Genomic DNA, 17,753 nt, shown 5'->3' with positions numbered 1-17,753 from the left:
CGTCCTACCGGTAAATCAGAACAGCTAAATTGATAAATTTAGAAACATTTATTGATTTGGCTTGTTCTTTTTATACCTACTGAAGAACAGCAGCGTTGCCTAAACCGCTGCTTATGGTTGTATTTTTCAAAACGTATGCGTAACAAAAGAACGATAATTATCTCTAACCGGTTACCTGTCCGAATCGAACGGCGTGACCAAGAATTACATTTCATTCCAAGCGAGGGTGGATTAGCGACCGGCCTTGGTTCGGTTTATCAACAAGACGATAATATTTGGGTGGGATGGCCTGGTTTCGTACCCGAAAGCGAAGAAGAAAAGCTAATAATCCGGGAACGTTTGGCCGAGCTAAATTTAGTACCTGTATTCCTCACCGAAGAAGAATTGATGGGCTATTACGAGGGTTTTTCCAACGAGGTACTTTGGCCTATTTTTCATTATCGCCTCTCCTATGCGGTATACAATACGGACAACTGGCATATATATAAACAGGTCAACCAGAAATTCGCAGATCGTGTCCAAGAACAGGACCTGAATGAAAAAGACGAAATTTGGGTGCATGACTACCAGCTTATGCTTTTACCTAACCTAATCAGACAACGATATGACCGGATTTCGATAGGTTACTTTCAACATATCCCCTTCCCTCCGGATGAGGTTTTTCGGAGTATCCCATGGCGTGATGAATTGATTAATGGTCTGCTGGGCGCCGACTTGATCGCGTTCCATACCTACAATGACAGCCAGCATTTTCTAAATGCCTGCACCCATATCTTGGGTCTTCCCATTCATAATAATTGTCTCCACGTGGGTGGACGAAGTGTTTTCGCAGAGGTCTACCCCATGGGCATTGACTTCGAAAAATTCAGCCAGCTCGCACATAGCCAAGCAATCCGCACCCGTGCGCAGCAAATTCGCGAGTTTTACATGGATAGAAAATTTATCCTTTGTATTGACAGACTAGATTATAGCAAAGGCATCATCGAGCGACTAGAAGCTTACGAAAGCCTTCTGAAGGAATATCCCGAAATGCGGGAAAAGGTTATTTTATATATGTTGGTGGTCCCCTCCCGTGATACCGTACCGCAATATAAAATGCTACGGGATGAGATTGACCGAATGGTTGGACATATAAATGCCGTATATGGCACAAACGAATGGATTCCAATTGCCTACTTTTACAATTCTTTTCCTATCGAAGAACTCTCGGCGCTGTACGTAGCGGCCGATGTTTGCCTGGTAACCTCCATCCGCGACGGGATGAACCTCGTCTGCAAGGAATATGTGGCCAGCAAAGAAGAAACGGATGGTGTGCTCGTACTTAGTGAACTTGCCGGCGCATCAAAAGAGCTATTGGAAGCGATACAGGTGAATCCAAATTCGATCGACCAAATACGGGAAGGACTAAAAGCGGCGCTCGACATGCCGCCCTCGGAACAACGCAGACGAATGAAAGACAGTATTGACATTGTCCGAAAATTCAACGTGCGCCATTGGGTTAAGATTTTTTTCAACCGCCTGCGCGAAATTAAAACATTTCAAAAGCAAGAAATGGCAAGACGGGTTCGTTCGGAAATTAAAGACACCATATTGGAGCAGTATCAGTCGTCGACAAAAAGATTATTCTTTCTAGATTACGACGGCACACTGATCGGATTTCATAAGGATGCGGATGCAGCATCGCCAACAGACGCGCTCTACCATACCTTAGAAATGTTGCAAAGCAATCCGGCAAATCAGATTGTTATCATTAGTGGACGTCCGCACGAAACGTTAGATCGCTGGTTTGGTCGAAAAGATTATTTCCTCGTCGCCGAACACGGGGCGTGGAGCAACTACCCCGACTTCCAATGGCGCAGTAAAAATCATCTCTCCACGCGATGGAAAATCCCGGTTCAACATTTGATGAATAAGTTTGCAAACCGAACTGCTGGTGCTATTGTGGAAGAGAAAACATATTCCCTGGCCTGGCATTACCGAAAAGCGCAAACAGGCCTCGGACAACTACGCTCGCAAGAACTAGTAGATAGTCTACGCTATCTTATACCGCATCACGGGCTTCAGCTCCTGATGGGCGACAAGGTAATCGAAGTAAAAAATAGCGAGCTAAATAAAGGTAAAGCAGCATTGGAAATTGTCAATAGTTTCCAACCGGACTTCATATTTGCGATTGGCGACGACGCCACAGATGAAGATATGTTTTTGGAACTGCCGGCAGAAGCGATCACGGTAAAGGTGGGAAATAAAAAGTCTGCCGCGCAATATTATGTAGAAGACCAGACAGAAGCTGTAAGCTTGATTGACTACTTCGCGAACAGTGATTTACGCTCGTCCATAAATAAGGGAGGGGTAGTACACTCATAATCATAAACGTTATGCAGACAGCAGAAAAACACGTATATAATACCGGCATTATCGGCAACTGTGCCTTTATCGCTCATGTGGAAAAAAACACCAACATCAATTGGCTTTGTTGGCCATCCTTTCAGGATTCCTTTATCTTTGGCAGCCTTCTGGACAAGGGATTAGGTGGAGGGTTTTCTATACTACCGACAGCCGGTATTCAACACAGCACCCAATATTACTTAGATAATACCAATATACTATGCACGTTGGTGGAGTGCGAAGAGGGTAGCTATCGAGTGACCGATTTTGCGCCCCGGTTCGAGCAATACGAACGCTACTATAAACCGCTCATGCTGATACGAAAACTGGAACCGGTATCTGGACATCCTAAAGTACGCGTCACGTGTGATCCCGTATTCAATTACGGACAACAGGCGTTCGACAAATCTCGCGGAAGCAACCATATTCAGTTCGAGCGCGCCGATATAAAAATGCGCTTGGCGACGAATATGCCTATCAGCCATTTTTTTGACGACATCCCGTATGTATTGAGCAAGCCGATTTATCTCATCCTGACCTACGGTAGCCCCTTCGAAGCCCCCATCGAAAGAACCGCAGAGGATTTTCTTTCCCGTACAAAAAGCTATTGGCAAAAATGGGTAAAAAACGCTTCTATCCCCACATTCTACCAAAAGGAAGTCATCCGGTCAGCCCTAGTTTTGAAACTTCACCAGTATGAAGATACTGGGGCCATAATCGCGGCAAGTACAACAAGCTTACCTGAATTTCCAGGATCGGGCAGGAATTGGGATTACCGATATTGCTGGTTACGCGACAGTTATTATGTATTAACAGCACTGAGCCATATCGGTCATTTCGAAGAAATGGAGAAGTACGCGTCGTACATTGCTAATATCACACAAACCGATAGCGGCCGTTTACAGCCACTTTACGGTATCATGGGCCAACATAAATTGGAAGAACAAACCCTAGACTACTTGGAAGGTTATTTGGGTAATCGTCCGATACGGGTCGGGAATCAAGCCTATGAACATATCCAAAATGATGTATACGGTCAAGCATTAATTGCGCTGCTCCCACTGTTCACAGACCATCGGTTCCGCCACCAAAATATTGCTTTTACGAAGGATTGGACCACATTCATCCTGAAAAAGATAAACAGTACGATCGACGAGCCTGATGCGGGCATCTGGGAATTTAGAAATTTTGAAAACCGACATTGTTATTCGAATCTTTTTCAATGGGCTGGCGCTACCGCCGCGCTTAAAATCGCAAAGCAGTACGGATTTTCCGATATGGCAGAGCAAGCGGCCCTGCTTCGTACGAAAGCAACAGCACACATCGAGAGCTGTTACGATCCCGAGCGCGGTGTCTATACTAATGCGACCGGAAGCGAGAACCTGGATGCTTCAACGCTCCAACTAATTATGATGAATTACTTGGATCCCAATAGCGAAAAAGCAAAGAAACATTTGGTACAACTCGAGAAAGAGCTGAAAGGTGAACACGGCTTATTTTACCGTTATTTACATCGGGACGACTTCGGCAAGCCCAAAGCAACATTTTTGGTTTGTGCATTCTGGTATGTAGAAGCCTTAGCTTGTGTAGGTAGACTAGATGAAGCACAGGAAGTTTTTAAACAGTTGCTCTCTTTCGGAAATCACCTCATGCTTTTTAGCGAGGATGTTAACGATCAAGACGGAAGCCAATGGGGCAACTTCCCTCAAGCTTATAGTCATGTAGGACTGGTCAATGCAGCCTATCGAATTGCAATGAAACTCGACAGTCCGGTATTCTTTGAAAGTCTTTACGAACGCTAAACCTAGATTTACTTGGAAAGCACGCCAGCCGGTACCCGATAAGAAATGGTAACCGGCTGGCGTTGTAGGTTTATTGCTTGCTAAACACACAACAAAACCAGCACCAATAGCAGCAAACGCCAAACTCCCGACGGCAAGAAATAGCTGTGCTTAACGCTTTGTTAGGGTGAGTTAAACCGGACTTTGAACGCACTTCATCGGACTTTAACGGACTTTAACGGACTTTGCTCGACGGTAAGGTTTAAAATATGTGTTTGGTAATTGATGAAAAGGGAAAGCTAAATATAATTGAACTTGAATAAATCTACAAGAAATTTTTAAAAAACACGCGATTTACCTTTCGCACTTAAATTTCATTCTCCCTTTTGCAACAGGACTAACCAAACACCTACCTAAAAGAAAAATACAAAATAAACAATCACCAAAATGATGACGGCTATCCAAATTGTCCAATGTATGGTCTTTCCTGCAGGTTTATCGTTAACTTCTTCCATAGCCGGCTTTGGTACCTCCTTACGAGGTGTATCGTCCCGCTGATCTTCTTCTGGATCATAAATGTCTCTTGGATTTTCCATAATTATTTACTTATTCATTTTGTTTTCCTGTGAACCACATGCCGATCTTTCCTAGATGAGCCGGTTTATTATAAAACAATGTGCGCATCGTACATGTTCGGGAATATCCTATAAAGGGTATTTATTCCTCAGTCTACACCGTATTTCCACCTGTCAAAAAACTACGGCGCTGCCAAACACGTATTTTTTAGTTGGAATTCCGTATTCTATACGCAAACAGCTAACCGTCAAGATGGTTATATGTATACGTTTACGACCCGATAGTTCCATTCGAAGTAAAAGGTCGTGACGTACACCAAAGTTTTAAGGTTATGGCAAAAGATCATGGAAAACAAATTAAGAACGACGCAAAGTACGAAGCACTGCGCGACGAGGGCATGAGTAAAGAAAAAGCAGCACGAATTGCCAACACGCCCAACGCGAGCAAAAAAGGGGGCAAGGCATCCGATTTAGACGATCGATCCAAAAATCAATTGTTGGATGAGGCAAAAAAAATCGGCATGTCGGGTAGGCATAAAATGAAAAAATCAGAACTCATCGATGCCATTAGAAACCACTAGGTATGATATAGATCCCGAGCAAGCAGAACGTTCCGCATTGCGGGAGGCGGGATTGCGCTATGTGTCGTGCAACGACAAAGGATATAGCCGAATAACTCAAGGAAAAGACGTCGTATATATAGATCAAAACGGCCGATCTATTACAAACGAACGCATTTTGGCACGTATCCGTTCACTAGTCCTCCCTCCTGCATGGACTAATGTATGGATATGCGCATCTCCTAATGGTCATTTACAGGCTACCGGTTTGGATACAAAAGGCCGAAAGCAATATAAGTATCACCCAAAATGGGCCTCTTTACGAAGCGAAAAAAAATTTGCGACGCTCTTAGACTTCGGCAAGCAGTTGCCGCAACTTCAGAAAAAAATAGAACGCGATCTACGCAAAAAACGATGGGATCGGGACAAAGTTTGTGCGTTGGCTCTAGCGATCATGGACAAAACTTCCTTTCGATCGGGCAACAGAAGTTACGAAAAGGAGAACGGCTCGTTCGGTTTAACTACATTACGGAATAAACATGCCAAACCAGTCTCTGCACACAAGATATTTTTCAAATTCGTGGGGAAGAAGGGCGTTCTGCAGCAAACGTATCTCGCAGAGAAAAAACTGGTCAACATGCTTCTGAAAGTGCGTGAAATACCCGGACAACGACTATTTCAATATTACGATGGGTATGGCGAGGTCCGGCAACTGGAATCTGGCGATCTAAATATGTACTTGAAAGATGCTATGTGTCTAGACGTCACATGCAAAAGCTTTCGTACATGGAATGGATGCGTGTTGGCATTGGCACATTTGACCATGCTCCCCCTTGCTGTCAATCAAGTACAACGCAAAAAAAATACCTTAGCCGTCATCGATCGTGTTGCTGAAGCACTGGGTAATACGCGGGCTGTAACGCGTAGTCATTACATACATCCAGCGCTCTTAACAGCTTATGAAGAGGGCCGTTTAGATCGATGGATCCGCGATTGCAATCGCAAGGAGACTCCACCAACAACGGAACGACTTAAGAAGCGTCTATTTTCACTACTTAGTCAATAGCCATAAAAATGGAAGTGCCAGCATTTTTGCTGGCACTTCCCAAAACTAAACTAATTATTGAATCATGTGGATCCGAATGGTTAATTCATATTGTTAAGCCAATCTTCTACCTCTTCTTTCGTTTTCCCTGTCTTCTTCTGCAGTTTACCCAACAATTCATCTTCCTTTCCCTCGGCATACAAAAGATCATCCTCGGTTAGGTCAGCATACTCTTGCTTTACTTTTCCTTTTAATTCGTTCCAGCGGCCTTTCCATGTTAATTTGTTCATTTTTCCTCCTTTTTGTATATGAATAGAACCGTGTCAACTGCTATTTCGTTTCACTGATTTTTAAAAACCGTGCTTATACGTATACTACGTATTCTTCTTGCTTTTCACAACTTCTTTCGGCCTGTCGGTAGGATCGTTTGGCATATCATTTAATTGTTCGGCTTGTCCATCGACTCCGGCCTCCGCGTCCCCATCTTTTGTACGTTCCGTTTTTTCAACAACAGAGCCCAATTCCTGATACGTGTCACCATGCTTTTTCTTTCTTTTCTCCCCGATGCCGTTTTTTTCGTTTTCTACTTTCGTTGCCATATGTTTAAAGTTTTAGAATTTTTACAGAATCAGCCATTGCTGCCGGAGAAGGAGACGGGTCCGTCTTAGGTGCAACCTGCAGTGCTTTGGCCTGCTCGAGATGCTTTTTCAGAGCAGGAATCTTATCGGATGCCCAACTTTTAAGCTCCGAATCATGGAGTCCTGAGGCAGCTTGTGTAAACAGCGCGATCGCATCCTCGTGAGACTTGATCATAATGTCCTTAAACGCGTTATTAAAGTCATTTCCAGTAAGGCTTCCCAACGATTTCAGTATGGAAGCATGGTTTTCCTCCATAGCGTCTGGAAGCATCAGTTTTTTTGCCACCGCTGCCTTCTCCAGTTCTTCTAAAACGGTCGTGTGCTCAGTCACGAGCATTTGCCCGTATTGTCTGACTGCCGCATCCTCCGACCGCTCCATCGCTTGGCTACCCGCCGCTACTTCAAACCGATTCGCATGAATAGCTCTCGTCACAAAATCTTGATCCGTACTGTCTGTTTGTGCAAAAGCAGAAAAGGATAGGATGATCATACCTAGCACGATCACACCGCGGTTCCAATATTTTTTCATTTTTTCATGTCTTAGTTAGAAGACAAACGTATGGGGTATACAACCGTCATACGCTTGTCCCTGGATTAATCATGTCCTTGCGTTTTAACGATCTTATTGTAAATGCCAAAGAGCAGAAATGGCGCTACCCATTGCCCCACAAATAAAGCGGTATGTTTGTGGCCCATACATTTTAGCGTGGCCGACGCGGCCATCACAGCCAACGCTGTACATAAATACACTTTTGAAGGTATTTGTGCGGTCTTACTTTCAATTTCTTTTGTCATTTGCCCTTCTTTGGCATCGACATTTTTTTGTAAATTTTCCATACGTCGTAAAATTCATCTATTAAACCATACTTATTGTCATGAATAGAATGAGACCAGACGCAAATGGTTGGCATAAAGGTAAATACAGGTATTTTACGGTGAAGGGTACGTATCTTTCGATAGACGAAACGATCGAATATAGCGCTTTAATTACTAGGCGAGGAAGTAGCCTCTACCTGCCGGCGTAAGCTCGATAATGCATCACGCTGGGTGTAGAGGTCGGGTAAGGCGATAAACGAAAAATAGCAGATGTCCTCCCATTCTTGTTCGCGTAGAATGGATTCGTACATGCCGATTGACGCCCGGAGGTTTTCCTCACACAGGCGTAAACTCAATTGCTCCAAAGGAAGTTGACTGGTATCAAAACGAGCCAGCATGGCATTCCATAAATGCTCAAAATCGGCAGGCACCAACGTGATCTTTCGACCCGCGCAAATACGTAAAAACTCAGGATGTGTATGTTGATAATATCGCCTGATGGTGTCGCACAACGAGAGCACTTCCGGTTTAGTCGATTTGGTGCCAATAAATTCGGCTAAGGCCAAGCCTTCCGTGCGAAGTAATACCAGTTCCCTCAAAGCAGCCTCTTGCCGCTCGCTCGATACTTCGGAAGAAAAACACCCGTGCAGCATCGGCGTCATCAGTAAAGCGACAATCTTCCAAATCACGATCCGTTTGCGGCTTTGCACTATATAACCCCATATGTTCATGTCAACTCGAGATTTTAGCTACCGGTAAGCACGATCTTCCAAGGCTAATTTCACAGACCGAATAAACCCATCCACGTACCGCTGTATGACGTGATCCAATGGCCGCGCCAACGCTCGACCAAGCTTACCACCAGGAGGAGTATAACTAAACACGAAATCCACCACAGATTGCTGAGGTAGATCCCCTTCCCGTATTGTTATTTTTCCGGTATGATAAATGAAGGTCTCTTCGTGGGCGCTCCAGCCAATCAGTTCATTCTTTTCCGCTTTCACCACGAATATTTGCCACGCACATGTCATACCCAAAATATTCAGATGCACACGCCAGCCTTCATTCGCCGCAACAGGTGCTTCTATCGCTGCCGCACATGGGATATGTTTTTTTAAATTTTTTAAATCGTGAAAATACGCATAGACCAACGCAGGAGGTTGCTGTATACGAGTTTCTACACGACAATTGACCTGTCCATGATTTTTGTTTGCTCGACGTAAAAGTCCTTCGAACGGAAGTCTGCCGGTGGCGCCTACGAAAAGAAGAGCACCACCCGAAAGAAGGCGTAATGGGCCTACTTTTCGATTTCTCCCCCTTCGCAAAAGCCATTGCCCCGCATATAACGCAAGCATACGAGTTAGCTCATTCGCTAGTGTCTCATTCCTTTTGGTAATTACTCGGTTCATTTTCATAATCGATTGTTGTATGCTATTTGAACACGTCAATATAGATTTAGATTGTACCATTTGCAATTTCCGTGTTTTTCCCGCGGTTCACGTGTTTTTAACTCTTACCGCCATCGTAACCTAAAAGGATCCTCGAAAAATACGGCAATTCATGTTTTCTTGAACTTCACAACGTGTTCCCAGTTCTTACTGTACATTAAAATTTGATAACATCATGAAAAGAAGAGTCAGTTTAATACAAGGATATTATTACGTAATTGCTGGGGTATGGCCCGTCGTACATAGGATTAGTTTTTTACAGGTCACCGGTGGGAAACAGGATCTGTGGCTTGTCGAACTCGTCGGATTACTTTCGGTTGCAATCGGTTTAGCATTAATAATTAAACGCTATTCATTCTTAGGTTTTTGTACAGCGCTAGCGTTCACTGTGATCGACTTGCGATACGCGGGCATGCATACGTCATCGCCTGCCTACCTAATCGATGCCGTGATTCAATTGTTGTTTATGGGCGCACTCATTAAGGAAGCCTACCAACGTTTTACGTATTTTGTTCTCAAAAAAGCGAATCGATTTAAAAACACCGAATCCCCTGCGGTGCACATGCAACAGGTCTGCGACTAGTACTATTGTCGTTAGTACACTGTGCTTATTAGAGTTATCGCTCCCGACATTTCAAAACGGACTTGCCCCCTTTTTGAATAACGGCGCCACTACGGCCAACTATGTGCTCCTGCGTGCGTTTTTAACTAGCAAAGCAATGATAACCCCATTTGGCCTTTCAACTTACCACGATCTGCGCACGGTTTGAACCACCACGTCAGAACTTCCAAGACGTAAGGTCTCCCAAAACGATTGTTTTGGGAAAACGAGATTATACTCTTCATCGTACAGTTCCCAGCGATGACAGCGGGACTATACAATTGCCTTTTCGTAGGCACGTCGCGTGCCCCCGCGTAGCATTACTTCTCCACAGTACTGATAACCTAATTTTTCGAAAACATGCATCATAGCAGGATTATCGAAATTTGTGTCTGCTTTTATACTTGGTACCCCTCGTTCCCTCGCCAGTTCCTCAACGGCCTCCAACATTCGCTTCGCCAACCCTTTTCCTAGATAATTGCCGGAGATCGCGACTCGATGGATGACCAAAAAGTCACCATGGGTTAACCAAGCTCCTTCAATGTTTGCATACGCCGGTTCGTCGTTTTGCAATATCGCGCAGTAACCCACAACATCGGTGTCATTCTGATAAACGAATGCCACGCCCCTATTGATATCATCTTCTATTACCGAGGGATTGGGATAACCATCTTGCCATTGCTTACTTCCCTCTTCTTTGCGACGCTGTATAGCTTGCTGCACGATCTCCCATATAATGGATAGGTCGGATGTCACTGCTTTTCTTAATATATAGTCCATAAACGTAAAATTACATATATTCTGTCGTATGTGTTCGGATAATAGGTCGAACATCCGCTACCAAGCGCGTTAGCGTGCAAAGCGCCTCGACGCGGCAACGCACAGGATAACCCCAAGGGTAACCACGACCATTTCCCATCCGACCTCCTCGTGTAATAGTCCTGCCGCTAAACCTAAGCCAAACAAGGGTTGCAACAGTTGAAGCTGCCCTACCGATGCAATCCCGCCCAATGCCAACCCCCTATACCAAAATATGAAACCAATAAACATACTAAAAAAAGAAACGTAGCCAAGCGCGATCCAGGTATCGATCCGTATAGCGATTAAAGACGTTGGTAAATAGAGAATGGCCAACACCACGACGATCGGTGCTGATAGAACTAATGCCCACGATATAACTTGCCACCCGCCAAGCGTCTTTGCCAACCGTGCTCCCTCTGCGTATCCTAAGCCACACACGACAATAGCTGCGATCATTAATGCATCGCCCACCGGCGAAAACGTGCTGCCCTGCGCGATCGCATAGCCTGTCACCAAAAGACCGCCTAAAATTGAAAATATCCAAAACAAGAGGGTCGGTCGCTCTCCTCCACGAAGAACACCAAACACGGCTGTTGCAAGTGGCAATAAACCGACAAATACCATCGAATGCGCCGACGTAACATGTTGTAAGGCCAAGGCAGACAACAATGGAAATCCAACAACACATCCAACGGAAACAACCGCTATCGAGTAAATTTCGCTGCGTTTCGGTCTTTTTTGACCACAAATAAATAACACCATGATGGCTAATATCGCCGCAATGGCAGCACGCGCTGCTGTTAAGAATATCGGATCAAGTTCAAGAACCGCAACACGTGTCGCTGGTAAAGAACCGCTAAACAGCAGTACGCCAATAAAACCGTTAATCCATCCCCGAACGGAACCATGAGCCGTCTCCGAGCTATCTCTATGTTCTGCTATCTTCATCTGTCATGCTTTTTAACAAAATTAAGTGGAGAAAACAAACAAACACAGTATCAGTTTTATATATTTGAATGGACACAGTTATACGGCTATGCGAAAAGAGTTCTTATACCTGGAAATAGCGAACAGGATCGCTTTCCAGATCACAAGCGGAAATATAAAGGCCGGAGATCGTTTACCTTCGGTTCGGCAACTCTGCCAGTTGCATGGCATTGGTATGAATACAGCCAAGCGCATCTTTTTGGAGTTGGAAAGCCGTTCTCTAATTGAAACGAGACCCCAATCGGGTTATTTTGTTAGCCAACAGCTAGCGTCCAAACTGCCCCTTCCCCAAAGTAGCAGTCCCTCTTTAATCGCAAACGATAAAGAGCCTATCGACCTAACAACGAAAGTTTATGGAAATATCGGCAACGAAGACTTGACGTTATTTTCTATAGGCGTACCTTCTGGAAATTTATTGCCCTTAGCAAAATTGAAAAAGGAAATTATACGGGCGACGACGACCCTGCATGAAGGTGGCACCGAGTATGAACCGTTGCAAGGGAATGTGAAGCTACGACGCACGGTTGCTGCACGTTCGCCATCTTGGGGGGGAAGACTGAGTGAGCAAGATATCGTCACGACCAACGGCGGAATGAATGCGCTATCGCTTTGCTTGATGGCTTTGGCACGACCGGGAGACACAGTAGCTATGGAAAGCCCATGCTACCCTGGAATATTCCAGTTGGCGTTAAGCCTCGGATTAAAGGTGCTGGAATTACCCACGCACCCGGTCACCGGAATTGACATAGACACACTGCGGAAGGTCGTCTCAAAAATAAATCTATGCTTGCTTATTCCCAATTTTAACACGCCATTGGGAAGTTGCATGCCAGACGCGCACAAACAAGAGGTCGTCGATTTGCTGGCGACACATGCCATCCCATTGATAGAAGACGATATTTATGGCGATCTTCACTTTGGTCCTATACGCCCAAAGTGCTGTAAAGCTTTTGACAAAGGAGGCAACGTATTGTTATGCAGTTCAGTATCGAAGACACTAGCCCCGGGATACCGCGTGGGATGGATTGCTCCCGGCAACTATCTACCGCAAATTATGAAGCTCAAATTGGTTCACGCCTTGTCATCGACCTCCATCATTCAAGAAGCGGTCGGGAATTTTTTATGGACCGGTAACTACGACAAACATTTAAGGCAGCTCCGTCGCACACTAGCGGACAACTATCAGCGATACGCACAGACGATAGCAGAAAATTTCCCGGCAGGCACACGCGTCAACCATCCTCAAGGGGGGCTAGCTCTTTGGGTAGAATTGCCTCCTCATATCGATACGCGGCGCCTGCATGACCTCGCCATCCGTCAAGGCATAAGCATTGCGCCCGGCCGAATTTTTACCTTGCAGGAACAGTTTCAGCATTGCATGCGGTTGTGTATCGGCTTACCATGGTCGGATCACATCCGTCTGAAACTAAAACAACTGGGCGCCCTAGCTAAGGCATTATAATTATTCTAAGGGGATGATTGGCTAAACTCGGCTAACTGTGTCGTGTCGAGCCATACAAACTGTCTGTTTAGTACAACCTCAGGAAAGACATGATTTTCAATAATCTCGGTATCCATACCTTCCGTCAACAGGAGAATATCTTCTTCACCCACACGCAAAGCCGTGAATATCGAATCGTCTTCTTGATACCAGATATCAGACCGTAGTAAATTGATTCGCTGATCTTTCAGAAAACGCTCCGCTTCGTACGTATTCAAGCGCAATAAGTTTGTTTTGATCAAATCAAATTGCTCGAGTTCGAAGGATGCTTCCGATGGAAATCTCGTTGTCAGATACTCTTCATAAATACCCCGATCTCCGGTCCGTAAAGCAAAATTCCGAATGATAAGACGCTCCGGATTAAAATCGAATCCATAGGAGGTCTGTCCATTCAAAAATTTATAACGCTCGTTATAACGCTGTATTCGTTCTAGATGTTCCATATATGCTAAACAATGGGAAATGTAAAACGTTTGTTCTCCCCTAGGAAACCAAAACAAAAAAGTTGCGTTTCTTAGGAAGTGACAGAAACGAAAAAGAAATCACGATGAAAGATAAAAACACATCGCAGAAAAAAGTATTGCTTACCGGAGGTACTGCCGGTATTGGCAGAGCCACCGCATTGTTACTCGTACGAGAAGGATACGATGTCGTCGTCGTAGGCCGAAATGCAGATAAGATGGAAGACGTCTTTGCAGATAACCGAAAAGGAAATCCACGCGGTATATTAGAAGGAATTTTGTTGGATCTGGCCGATGAAAAATCACTCTATCAGATGTTCACATCTTTTTTGGAAACACACGGTTGTCCAGATATCCTGATCAACAATGCTGCCTTAGCTTATAACAGCGTGCTCTCGAACGCCGATTTTAGTCTGGACTATTTGTTGCGAACCAACCTGTGGGCGTATATGGAACTCGCTCGACTTACCGCTCAGGAGATGATTAAGCAAGGCGTGGAAGGCGATATTGTGCATATTGGCTCCATGAGTGCCGACGTGCGGGAAAAAGACAGTTCGGCATACGTTGCAACAAAGGCGGGTATCCAAGGTTTCACAGAGTCCTTCCGAAAAGAAGTTAACCCACACAATATCCGCGTATCGCTTATTGAACCCGGATCCGTCGGAAGCGATATGCAACCAACCACGCCAGAAGAAGAACGTGAACGGCAACAACGCTATGAAATGCTAAAGGCCGAAGACATTGCCGACGCCGTGCATTTCATACTTCAGCAACCGAGGAGGACAAACATCGTAAACATACAAATTAAACCCTTGCGTCAATTTATATGAGCAAACAGTTGAACGAAACGTTTTTCTCGAAACGGAGGGAAGATTTCGTAATTTAATCGAATGATGCCCTGTACCGAAGAGAACTATTTGAAAGCACTATTTTACAGTCGCGAATTCTTCCGGTGACGTGGCTACGAATGAAATCAGCAAACTGGTAGACACAAAAATATCTACCGTCAACAGCATGACAAAACGTCTCGCGGAGAAAGGGTTAGTCAGTTATCAGACCTATAAACCGCTACGTCTTACGCTAAACAAGATAGAAAAGAGGGTGCCTTTGATGATCCGGAAACATCGACTAACAGCAATGTTCTTGGTGGTAAAAATGGGATTCGGATGCGAAGAAGTGCGTCATATTGTTGAAAAAATCGAACACATACACACTCCCGTAACGTTCGCAAAAATGGACAATTAGTAGGTTTTCCTATAGTAAGGCTTGCCAAAAAATTTTAGTAGAACGCATACCATCAGATAGCTACAAAAGTTCCTGAATAATCCCGCTATCGGAACATACGATAGGCATGTAAACACAAAAAAGAAAAATCTAAAACAAGCGGTGGTATACGACGTTCCTTATATGGATAACGCTTGTACGCATGGAAAAGGAAATACGTAAGAAACTAGAAGAAAACGGAGAAGTTATTCATCGTGATTACTTTGGAACGGTACGCTTGAATGAGGATCGCTATTTTGTTTATTGGGTTCCGCAGGGTTATATCGAAGAGTTTGATGTATGCGAAGACGACGATCCTGTGAAAGTCGTTGTAAATGTTGCGCATATTAAAAATGGCGAAATCGCTATTCCCGAAAGTGTTTTGGATTATATTCCGACAACCTACAAACATATCAAAGACCATCAAACCCTTCCAGAATTTGATGATTTAGTGGCAGAGCTAAAGCAAACCGACTCTTCCAAGCCCAGATAACGTACAAACACCGCGTCTGGCGCACTTGTACGTCAAAGCCTCCTAAAAACACGTGTTTTGGAAGCTGATTCAAACGATTGGCGCAACATGCGCGTTAGGAGAATATGGAAACCGATAAAATCATAGAAAACCTGTGCGTGCTTAACGAACACCGTGCGCAAATATACAGATGGGGAATGACTGCTCTTGCACGATGCGGCGAAGATCAGCTGCAAACCGTTTTCAAGCAATATATGGAGGAAAGTAGCTTGTTTTTAGCGCAATTGCGTGCCTATAGTGGCTCGGGCTTATCAAGTGCCTTAAACCCAGAACCGAAAGTTGTACCTATCGAAAACTTATCGCGTATAACGGGTCCAGATGCCCATAGCATATTCCAGCACTGCCGAGCGATCGAGCAATCGGCAAAACGGTTATATGCGGAAGCGATCAGACAAGTAAATGAACGACATGCTTCACTAGCTTACCTCTTGCGGCAACAGGCTGAACAACAATACATGGTTTACAATCACATAACTACGCTATATAATTGCCTGTTAATGCATGCGCAAGCAGGGTAACTATAATTTTAAACCGACGGTCACGGCCACTCCTGTGGATTGCAGTTTGGTTTGCCCATACCCTACGCCTGTAAGCGGTACTTGAATAAACGGACGTAATCCGACATTCCATTTTTTGCCGACGTTTTTTTCGACGGACAAGGAAAAATCAGCTACGCCCAAAATATGTTTATTCTCTCCTTGGATTTCATACGTCTTGGTGGACGATGCACCATAATTTCCAACAGGTGCATATGAGAAGTCATACCGTTCACGAAGCATAAAATAACTTGACAAACCGGTGCTGACCGATATCTTAACGCCGTCTCGATGTAACACATTTAAATTGACAAGGATGGGTACGTCCAAGACATCACAAGCGGCCCTTACGTCGACCGGCATCACATCCATTTTCGGAGGGCTTTTCGGATTATAAAGGGCGTAAGGCGAGGTATAATTTTTTCGAGCGTATAAGACGCCGGCAGAAACGCTCACACGCCGTGTCAGTCGGCGTGTATATAGTACACCGATATGCTGGCTCCAGGAAGCGTCACTAGCTCCACGAACACGGGTCAGATCCGGGGCTGCAAGGAGAGTCAGTGAGTTGACAGAACCATTGTACACCCTCTCTTTCCGGATGGAAGGATCCGAATCTGTCTCCGAAAATTCAGAGAATTGATGCGTACGGCCGTGTGGCAACGATTTTTCAGCCTTCCCGTTAATGGCGATGCGATGCACCGGCATCAGACGCGCGTCAAGGGAAACGCGCCACGTCGAATCTACCGACGGAGCCGGTACAGGCTGATGGGATAGGTTTGTCTTCGATGTAACGGGGAGATCAAGTCCCGCATGTCGATCATCCTGCGCAGTAGGCTTTTTCCGTACCGTACGTAAATCACGATCTTCATCTTCAGCGCCATAATTAGGCGCTTCATCGGGTGACAATACGGGTTCATGTAGGCTCATTTGTTCATTTTTCCCTGCATCAGGAGGCGTCACGACTCCTTTTTTCACAACAAAAACCAATGCCAAAATAGCAGCACATCCGGTTGCAATTAGCGCTATTAGTCGGATTTTACGATATCTATTTTTGCGAACCAGGCGACGCTCCATGTCCTCCCAGTGTGCTTCCTCAAAGGAGATATCGGGTGCACTCAGTCCTTTTTTAAACAGATCATCAAGGTAATTCTTCTCCTTCTCCATCACGTATCGTTTTTTATAACTCTTTGCACTACGCCGTTTGTTGATGTTGTGATCATTTCCATTAGACGAGCCCGTGCCTTGAACAAATTAGATTTGGATGTACCAACCGCAATGCCCAGCATTTTACCGATTTCCTCATGCGTATAACCATCTATTGCGTACAAGTTGAAAACCGTGCGGTAAGCAGGTGGTAGTTGTTGGATCATTTCCAACAAATCCTGATAATGCAGATGCGCATCAATTGGATCATGGTCAGCAATAACATGCGCATAATCCGCAATGTCTTGCGTATTGTTGAAACGAAGACTTGACCGATAGAAATCAATGGCGGCATTTGTCATGATCTTACCTATCCACGATACAAAGGAACGCTGAAAGTCAAATGTTGAAAGGTGGTGAAAAGCTTTAAAGAATCCTTCATTTAAAATCCCTAAAGCATCTTGTCGATTGTTCGCGTAGCGCAGACAAATCGCCAACGAAAAAGCATGATACATCCGATAGAGATCTTTTTGAGATCGTCTATCCCCATTAATACATCCCCGTACAAGTTGTATGGTTATTTCGTCCAGCTCTTGTTCTGCCACGCGTGTTATTGCTTCAACGTTCTTTTGTCGATTGTCTATACGTTGTTTGTGCGGAAAAGGTTGCCTCGGTTAGTA

Annotated in this window: 22 protein-coding genes and 1 pseudogene; 11 read left to right on the top strand and 12 right to left on the bottom strand. The window is 44.7% G+C overall.

Going from position 1 to position 17,753, the window contains the following annotated elements:
* Positions 1 to 135 precede the first annotated feature (135 nt).
* Positions 136 to 2,364, top strand: coding sequence for a bifunctional alpha,alpha-trehalose-phosphate synthase (UDP-forming)/trehalose-phosphatase (locus ACFSR5_RS18965; RefSeq protein WP_380906048.1), 2,229 nt, complete (start codon positions 136 to 138; stop codon positions 2,362 to 2,364).
* A gap of 11 nt (positions 2,365 to 2,375) precedes the next feature.
* Positions 2,376 to 4,187: a glycoside hydrolase family 15 protein gene (locus tag ACFSR5_RS18960; protein WP_380906047.1), complete on the top strand. Its 1,812-nt coding sequence runs from the start codon at positions 2,376 to 2,378 to the stop codon at positions 4,185 to 4,187.
* A 392-nt stretch (positions 4,188 to 4,579) separates the two neighbouring features.
* Here the strand turns inward: ACFSR5_RS18960 and ACFSR5_RS18955 are convergent, their stop codons facing one another.
* The gene (locus tag ACFSR5_RS18955) at positions 4,580 to 4,762 is read right to left on the bottom strand and encodes a hypothetical protein (RefSeq protein ID WP_380906046.1); all 183 of its coding nucleotides are present in this window, start codon (positions 4,760 to 4,762) and stop codon (positions 4,580 to 4,582) included.
* A 311-nt stretch (positions 4,763 to 5,073) separates the two neighbouring features.
* Between ACFSR5_RS18955 and ACFSR5_RS18950 the strand changes: the two genes are divergently transcribed.
* The gene (locus ACFSR5_RS18950; RefSeq protein WP_380906045.1) at positions 5,074 to 5,322 is read left to right on the top strand and encodes a DUF7218 family protein; all 249 of its coding nucleotides are present in this window, start codon (positions 5,074 to 5,076) and stop codon (positions 5,320 to 5,322) included.
* The gene (locus ACFSR5_RS18945; RefSeq protein WP_380906044.1) at positions 5,303 to 6,367 is read left to right on the top strand and encodes a DNA topoisomerase IB; all 1,065 of its coding nucleotides are present in this window, start codon (positions 5,303 to 5,305) and stop codon (positions 6,365 to 6,367) included. Before ACFSR5_RS18950 ends, ACFSR5_RS18945 begins: the two co-directional genes overlap by 20 nt.
* A gap of 80 nt (positions 6,368 to 6,447) precedes the next feature.
* Here ACFSR5_RS18945 and ACFSR5_RS18940 read toward each other — a convergent pair whose 3' ends face one another.
* From ACFSR5_RS18940 to ACFSR5_RS18915, 6 genes are all read right to left on the bottom strand, one after another.
* Positions 6,448 to 6,636 carry a CsbD family protein gene (locus tag ACFSR5_RS18940; protein WP_380906043.1) on the bottom strand — a complete coding sequence of 63 codons (189 nt, stop codon included), beginning with the start codon at positions 6,634 to 6,636 and terminating at the stop codon, positions 6,448 to 6,450.
* Between the two features lie 84 nt (positions 6,637 to 6,720).
* Positions 6,721 to 6,945: a hypothetical protein gene (locus ACFSR5_RS18935; protein ID WP_380906042.1), complete on the bottom strand. Its 225-nt coding sequence runs from the start codon at positions 6,943 to 6,945 to the stop codon at positions 6,721 to 6,723.
* A 4-nt stretch (positions 6,946 to 6,949) separates the two neighbouring features.
* Positions 6,950 to 7,513 (bottom strand): DUF4142 domain-containing protein, encoded by a 564-nt coding sequence (locus ACFSR5_RS18930; protein ID WP_380906041.1) that lies wholly within the window; start codon positions 7,511 to 7,513, stop codon positions 6,950 to 6,952.
* 65 nt (positions 7,514 to 7,578) lie between these two features.
* Positions 7,579 to 7,821 (bottom strand): hypothetical protein, encoded by a 243-nt coding sequence (locus ACFSR5_RS18925; protein WP_380906040.1) that lies wholly within the window; start codon positions 7,819 to 7,821, stop codon positions 7,579 to 7,581.
* A gap of 146 nt (positions 7,822 to 7,967) precedes the next feature.
* Entirely contained in the window at positions 7,968 to 8,531 is a 564-nt protein-coding gene (locus tag ACFSR5_RS18920) for a hypothetical protein (protein ID WP_380906039.1), read from the bottom strand.
* An 18-nt stretch (positions 8,532 to 8,549) separates the two neighbouring features.
* The gene (locus tag ACFSR5_RS18915) at positions 8,550 to 9,215 is read right to left on the bottom strand and encodes a hypothetical protein (RefSeq protein ID WP_380906038.1); all 666 of its coding nucleotides are present in this window, start codon (positions 9,213 to 9,215) and stop codon (positions 8,550 to 8,552) included.
* Between the two features lie 208 nt (positions 9,216 to 9,423).
* On the opposite strand from ACFSR5_RS18915, the gene ACFSR5_RS18910 reads away from it, so the two are divergent.
* Positions 9,424 to 9,831, top strand: coding sequence for a hypothetical protein (locus tag ACFSR5_RS18910; RefSeq protein ID WP_380906037.1), 408 nt, complete (start codon positions 9,424 to 9,426; stop codon positions 9,829 to 9,831).
* A 291-nt stretch (positions 9,832 to 10,122) separates the two neighbouring features.
* On the opposite strand, the gene ACFSR5_RS18905 is transcribed toward ACFSR5_RS18910, so the two are convergent.
* Both ACFSR5_RS18905 and ACFSR5_RS18900 read right to left on the bottom strand, forming a co-directional pair.
* On the bottom strand, positions 10,123 to 10,629 hold the full coding sequence (locus ACFSR5_RS18905) for a GNAT family N-acetyltransferase (RefSeq protein ID WP_380906036.1): 507 nt from the start codon (positions 10,627 to 10,629) through the stop codon (positions 10,123 to 10,125).
* Positions 10,630 to 10,698: 69 nt separating this feature from the next.
* The gene (locus ACFSR5_RS18900) at positions 10,699 to 11,598 is read right to left on the bottom strand and encodes a DMT family transporter (protein WP_380906035.1); all 900 of its coding nucleotides are present in this window, start codon (positions 11,596 to 11,598) and stop codon (positions 10,699 to 10,701) included.
* Between the two features lie 25 nt (positions 11,599 to 11,623).
* On the opposite strand from ACFSR5_RS18900, the gene ACFSR5_RS18895 reads away from it, so the two are divergent.
* Positions 11,624 to 13,099, top strand: a complete 1,476-nt coding sequence (locus tag ACFSR5_RS18895; RefSeq protein ID WP_380906034.1) for an aminotransferase-like domain-containing protein — start codon at positions 11,624 to 11,626, stop codon at positions 13,097 to 13,099.
* Positions 13,100 to 13,104: 5 nt separating this feature from the next.
* Here the strand turns inward: ACFSR5_RS18895 and ACFSR5_RS18890 are convergent, their stop codons facing one another.
* On the bottom strand, positions 13,105 to 13,581 hold the full coding sequence (locus tag ACFSR5_RS18890) for a hypothetical protein (protein WP_380906033.1): 477 nt from the start codon (positions 13,579 to 13,581) through the stop codon (positions 13,105 to 13,107).
* Positions 13,582 to 13,685: 104 nt separating this feature from the next.
* On the opposite strand from ACFSR5_RS18890, the gene ACFSR5_RS18885 reads away from it, so the two are divergent.
* The 5 genes and pseudogenes from ACFSR5_RS18885 (at position 13,686) to ACFSR5_RS18865 (ending at position 15,912) form a co-directional block, all read left to right on the top strand.
* Positions 13,686 to 14,429, top strand: a complete 744-nt coding sequence (locus ACFSR5_RS18885; RefSeq protein WP_380906032.1) for an SDR family oxidoreductase — start codon at positions 13,686 to 13,688, stop codon at positions 14,427 to 14,429.
* Positions 14,430 to 14,544: 115 nt separating this feature from the next.
* Positions 14,545 to 14,652, top strand: a pseudogene (locus ACFSR5_RS18880) (hypothetical protein); the annotation flags it as partial.
* A 57-nt stretch (positions 14,653 to 14,709) separates the two neighbouring features.
* On the top strand, positions 14,710 to 14,844 hold the full coding sequence (locus ACFSR5_RS18875; protein ID WP_380906160.1) for an iron dependent repressor, metal binding and dimerization domain protein: 135 nt from the start codon (positions 14,710 to 14,712) through the stop codon (positions 14,842 to 14,844).
* Between the two features lie 181 nt (positions 14,845 to 15,025).
* Positions 15,026 to 15,355 carry a hypothetical protein gene (locus ACFSR5_RS18870; protein ID WP_380906031.1) on the top strand — a complete coding sequence of 110 codons (330 nt, stop codon included), beginning with the start codon at positions 15,026 to 15,028 and terminating at the stop codon, positions 15,353 to 15,355.
* A 104-nt stretch (positions 15,356 to 15,459) separates the two neighbouring features.
* Positions 15,460 to 15,912, top strand: coding sequence for a hypothetical protein (locus tag ACFSR5_RS18865; RefSeq protein WP_380906030.1), 453 nt, complete (start codon positions 15,460 to 15,462; stop codon positions 15,910 to 15,912).
* On the opposite strand, the gene ACFSR5_RS18860 is transcribed toward ACFSR5_RS18865, so the two are convergent.
* Together ACFSR5_RS18860 and ACFSR5_RS18855 are read right to left on the bottom strand one after the other, a co-directional pair.
* On the bottom strand, positions 15,913 to 17,094 hold the full coding sequence (locus ACFSR5_RS18860) for a hypothetical protein (protein ID WP_380906029.1): 1,182 nt from the start codon (positions 17,092 to 17,094) through the stop codon (positions 15,913 to 15,915).
* Positions 17,094 to 17,678, bottom strand: coding sequence for an RNA polymerase sigma factor (locus tag ACFSR5_RS18855; protein WP_380906028.1), 585 nt, complete (start codon positions 17,676 to 17,678; stop codon positions 17,094 to 17,096). Before ACFSR5_RS18855 ends, ACFSR5_RS18860 begins: the two co-directional genes overlap by 1 nt.
* Positions 17,679 to 17,753: the final 75 nt, after the last annotated feature.

The sequence above is a fragment of the Sphingobacterium suaedae genome, from assembly GCF_042684625.1.
In the GTDB taxonomy this organism is placed as follows: domain Bacteria; phylum Bacteroidota; class Bacteroidia; order Sphingobacteriales; family Sphingobacteriaceae; genus Sphingobacterium; species Sphingobacterium suaedae.
Note: the sequence above shows the minus strand (reverse complement) of the source record. Positions and strands in the feature narration are given on the sequence as shown.

Excerpts from the sequence above, each read along its gene's own strand:
- ACFSR5_RS18965 (WP_380906048.1), top strand. The coding sequence starts at position 136 with ATGCGTAACAAAAGAACGATAATTATCTCTAACCGGTTACCTGTCCGA.
- ACFSR5_RS18960 (WP_380906047.1), top strand. The coding sequence starts at position 2,376 with ATGCAGACAGCAGAAAAACACGTATATAATACCGGCATTATCGGCAAC.
- ACFSR5_RS18955 (WP_380906046.1), bottom strand. The coding sequence starts at position 4,762 with ATGGAAAATCCAAGAGACATTTATGATCCAGAAGAAGATCAGCGGGAC.
- ACFSR5_RS18950 (WP_380906045.1), top strand. The coding sequence starts at position 5,074 with ATGGCAAAAGATCATGGAAAACAAATTAAGAACGACGCAAAGTACGAA.
- ACFSR5_RS18945 (WP_380906044.1), top strand. The coding sequence starts at position 5,303 with ATGCCATTAGAAACCACTAGGTATGATATAGATCCCGAGCAAGCAGAA.
- ACFSR5_RS18940 (WP_380906043.1), bottom strand. The coding sequence starts at position 6,636 with ATGAACAAATTAACATGGAAAGGCCGCTGGAACGAATTAAAAGGAAAA.
- ACFSR5_RS18935 (WP_380906042.1), bottom strand. The coding sequence starts at position 6,945 with ATGGCAACGAAAGTAGAAAACGAAAAAAACGGCATCGGGGAGAAAAGA.
- ACFSR5_RS18930 (WP_380906041.1), bottom strand. The coding sequence starts at position 7,513 with ATGAAAAAATATTGGAACCGCGGTGTGATCGTGCTAGGTATGATCATC.
- ACFSR5_RS18925 (WP_380906040.1), bottom strand. The coding sequence starts at position 7,821 with ATGGAAAATTTACAAAAAAATGTCGATGCCAAAGAAGGGCAAATGACA.
- ACFSR5_RS18920 (WP_380906039.1), bottom strand. The coding sequence starts at position 8,531 with ATGAACATATGGGGTTATATAGTGCAAAGCCGCAAACGGATCGTGATT.
- ACFSR5_RS18915 (WP_380906038.1), bottom strand. The coding sequence starts at position 9,215 with ATGAAAATGAACCGAGTAATTACCAAAAGGAATGAGACACTAGCGAAT.
- ACFSR5_RS18910 (WP_380906037.1), top strand. The coding sequence starts at position 9,424 with ATGAAAAGAAGAGTCAGTTTAATACAAGGATATTATTACGTAATTGCT.
- ACFSR5_RS18905 (WP_380906036.1), bottom strand. The coding sequence starts at position 10,629 with ATGGACTATATATTAAGAAAAGCAGTGACATCCGACCTATCCATTATA.
- ACFSR5_RS18900 (WP_380906035.1), bottom strand. The coding sequence starts at position 11,598 with ATGAAGATAGCAGAACATAGAGATAGCTCGGAGACGGCTCATGGTTCC.
- ACFSR5_RS18890 (WP_380906033.1), bottom strand. The coding sequence starts at position 13,581 with ATGGAACATCTAGAACGAATACAGCGTTATAACGAGCGTTATAAATTT.
- ACFSR5_RS18885 (WP_380906032.1), top strand. The coding sequence starts at position 13,686 with ATGAAAGATAAAAACACATCGCAGAAAAAAGTATTGCTTACCGGAGGT.
- ACFSR5_RS18875 (WP_380906160.1), top strand. The coding sequence starts at position 14,710 with ATGATCCGGAAACATCGACTAACAGCAATGTTCTTGGTGGTAAAAATG.
- ACFSR5_RS18870 (WP_380906031.1), top strand. The coding sequence starts at position 15,026 with ATGGAAAAGGAAATACGTAAGAAACTAGAAGAAAACGGAGAAGTTATT.
- ACFSR5_RS18865 (WP_380906030.1), top strand. The coding sequence starts at position 15,460 with ATGGAAACCGATAAAATCATAGAAAACCTGTGCGTGCTTAACGAACAC.
- ACFSR5_RS18860 (WP_380906029.1), bottom strand. The coding sequence starts at position 17,094 with ATGGAGAAGGAGAAGAATTACCTTGATGATCTGTTTAAAAAAGGACTG.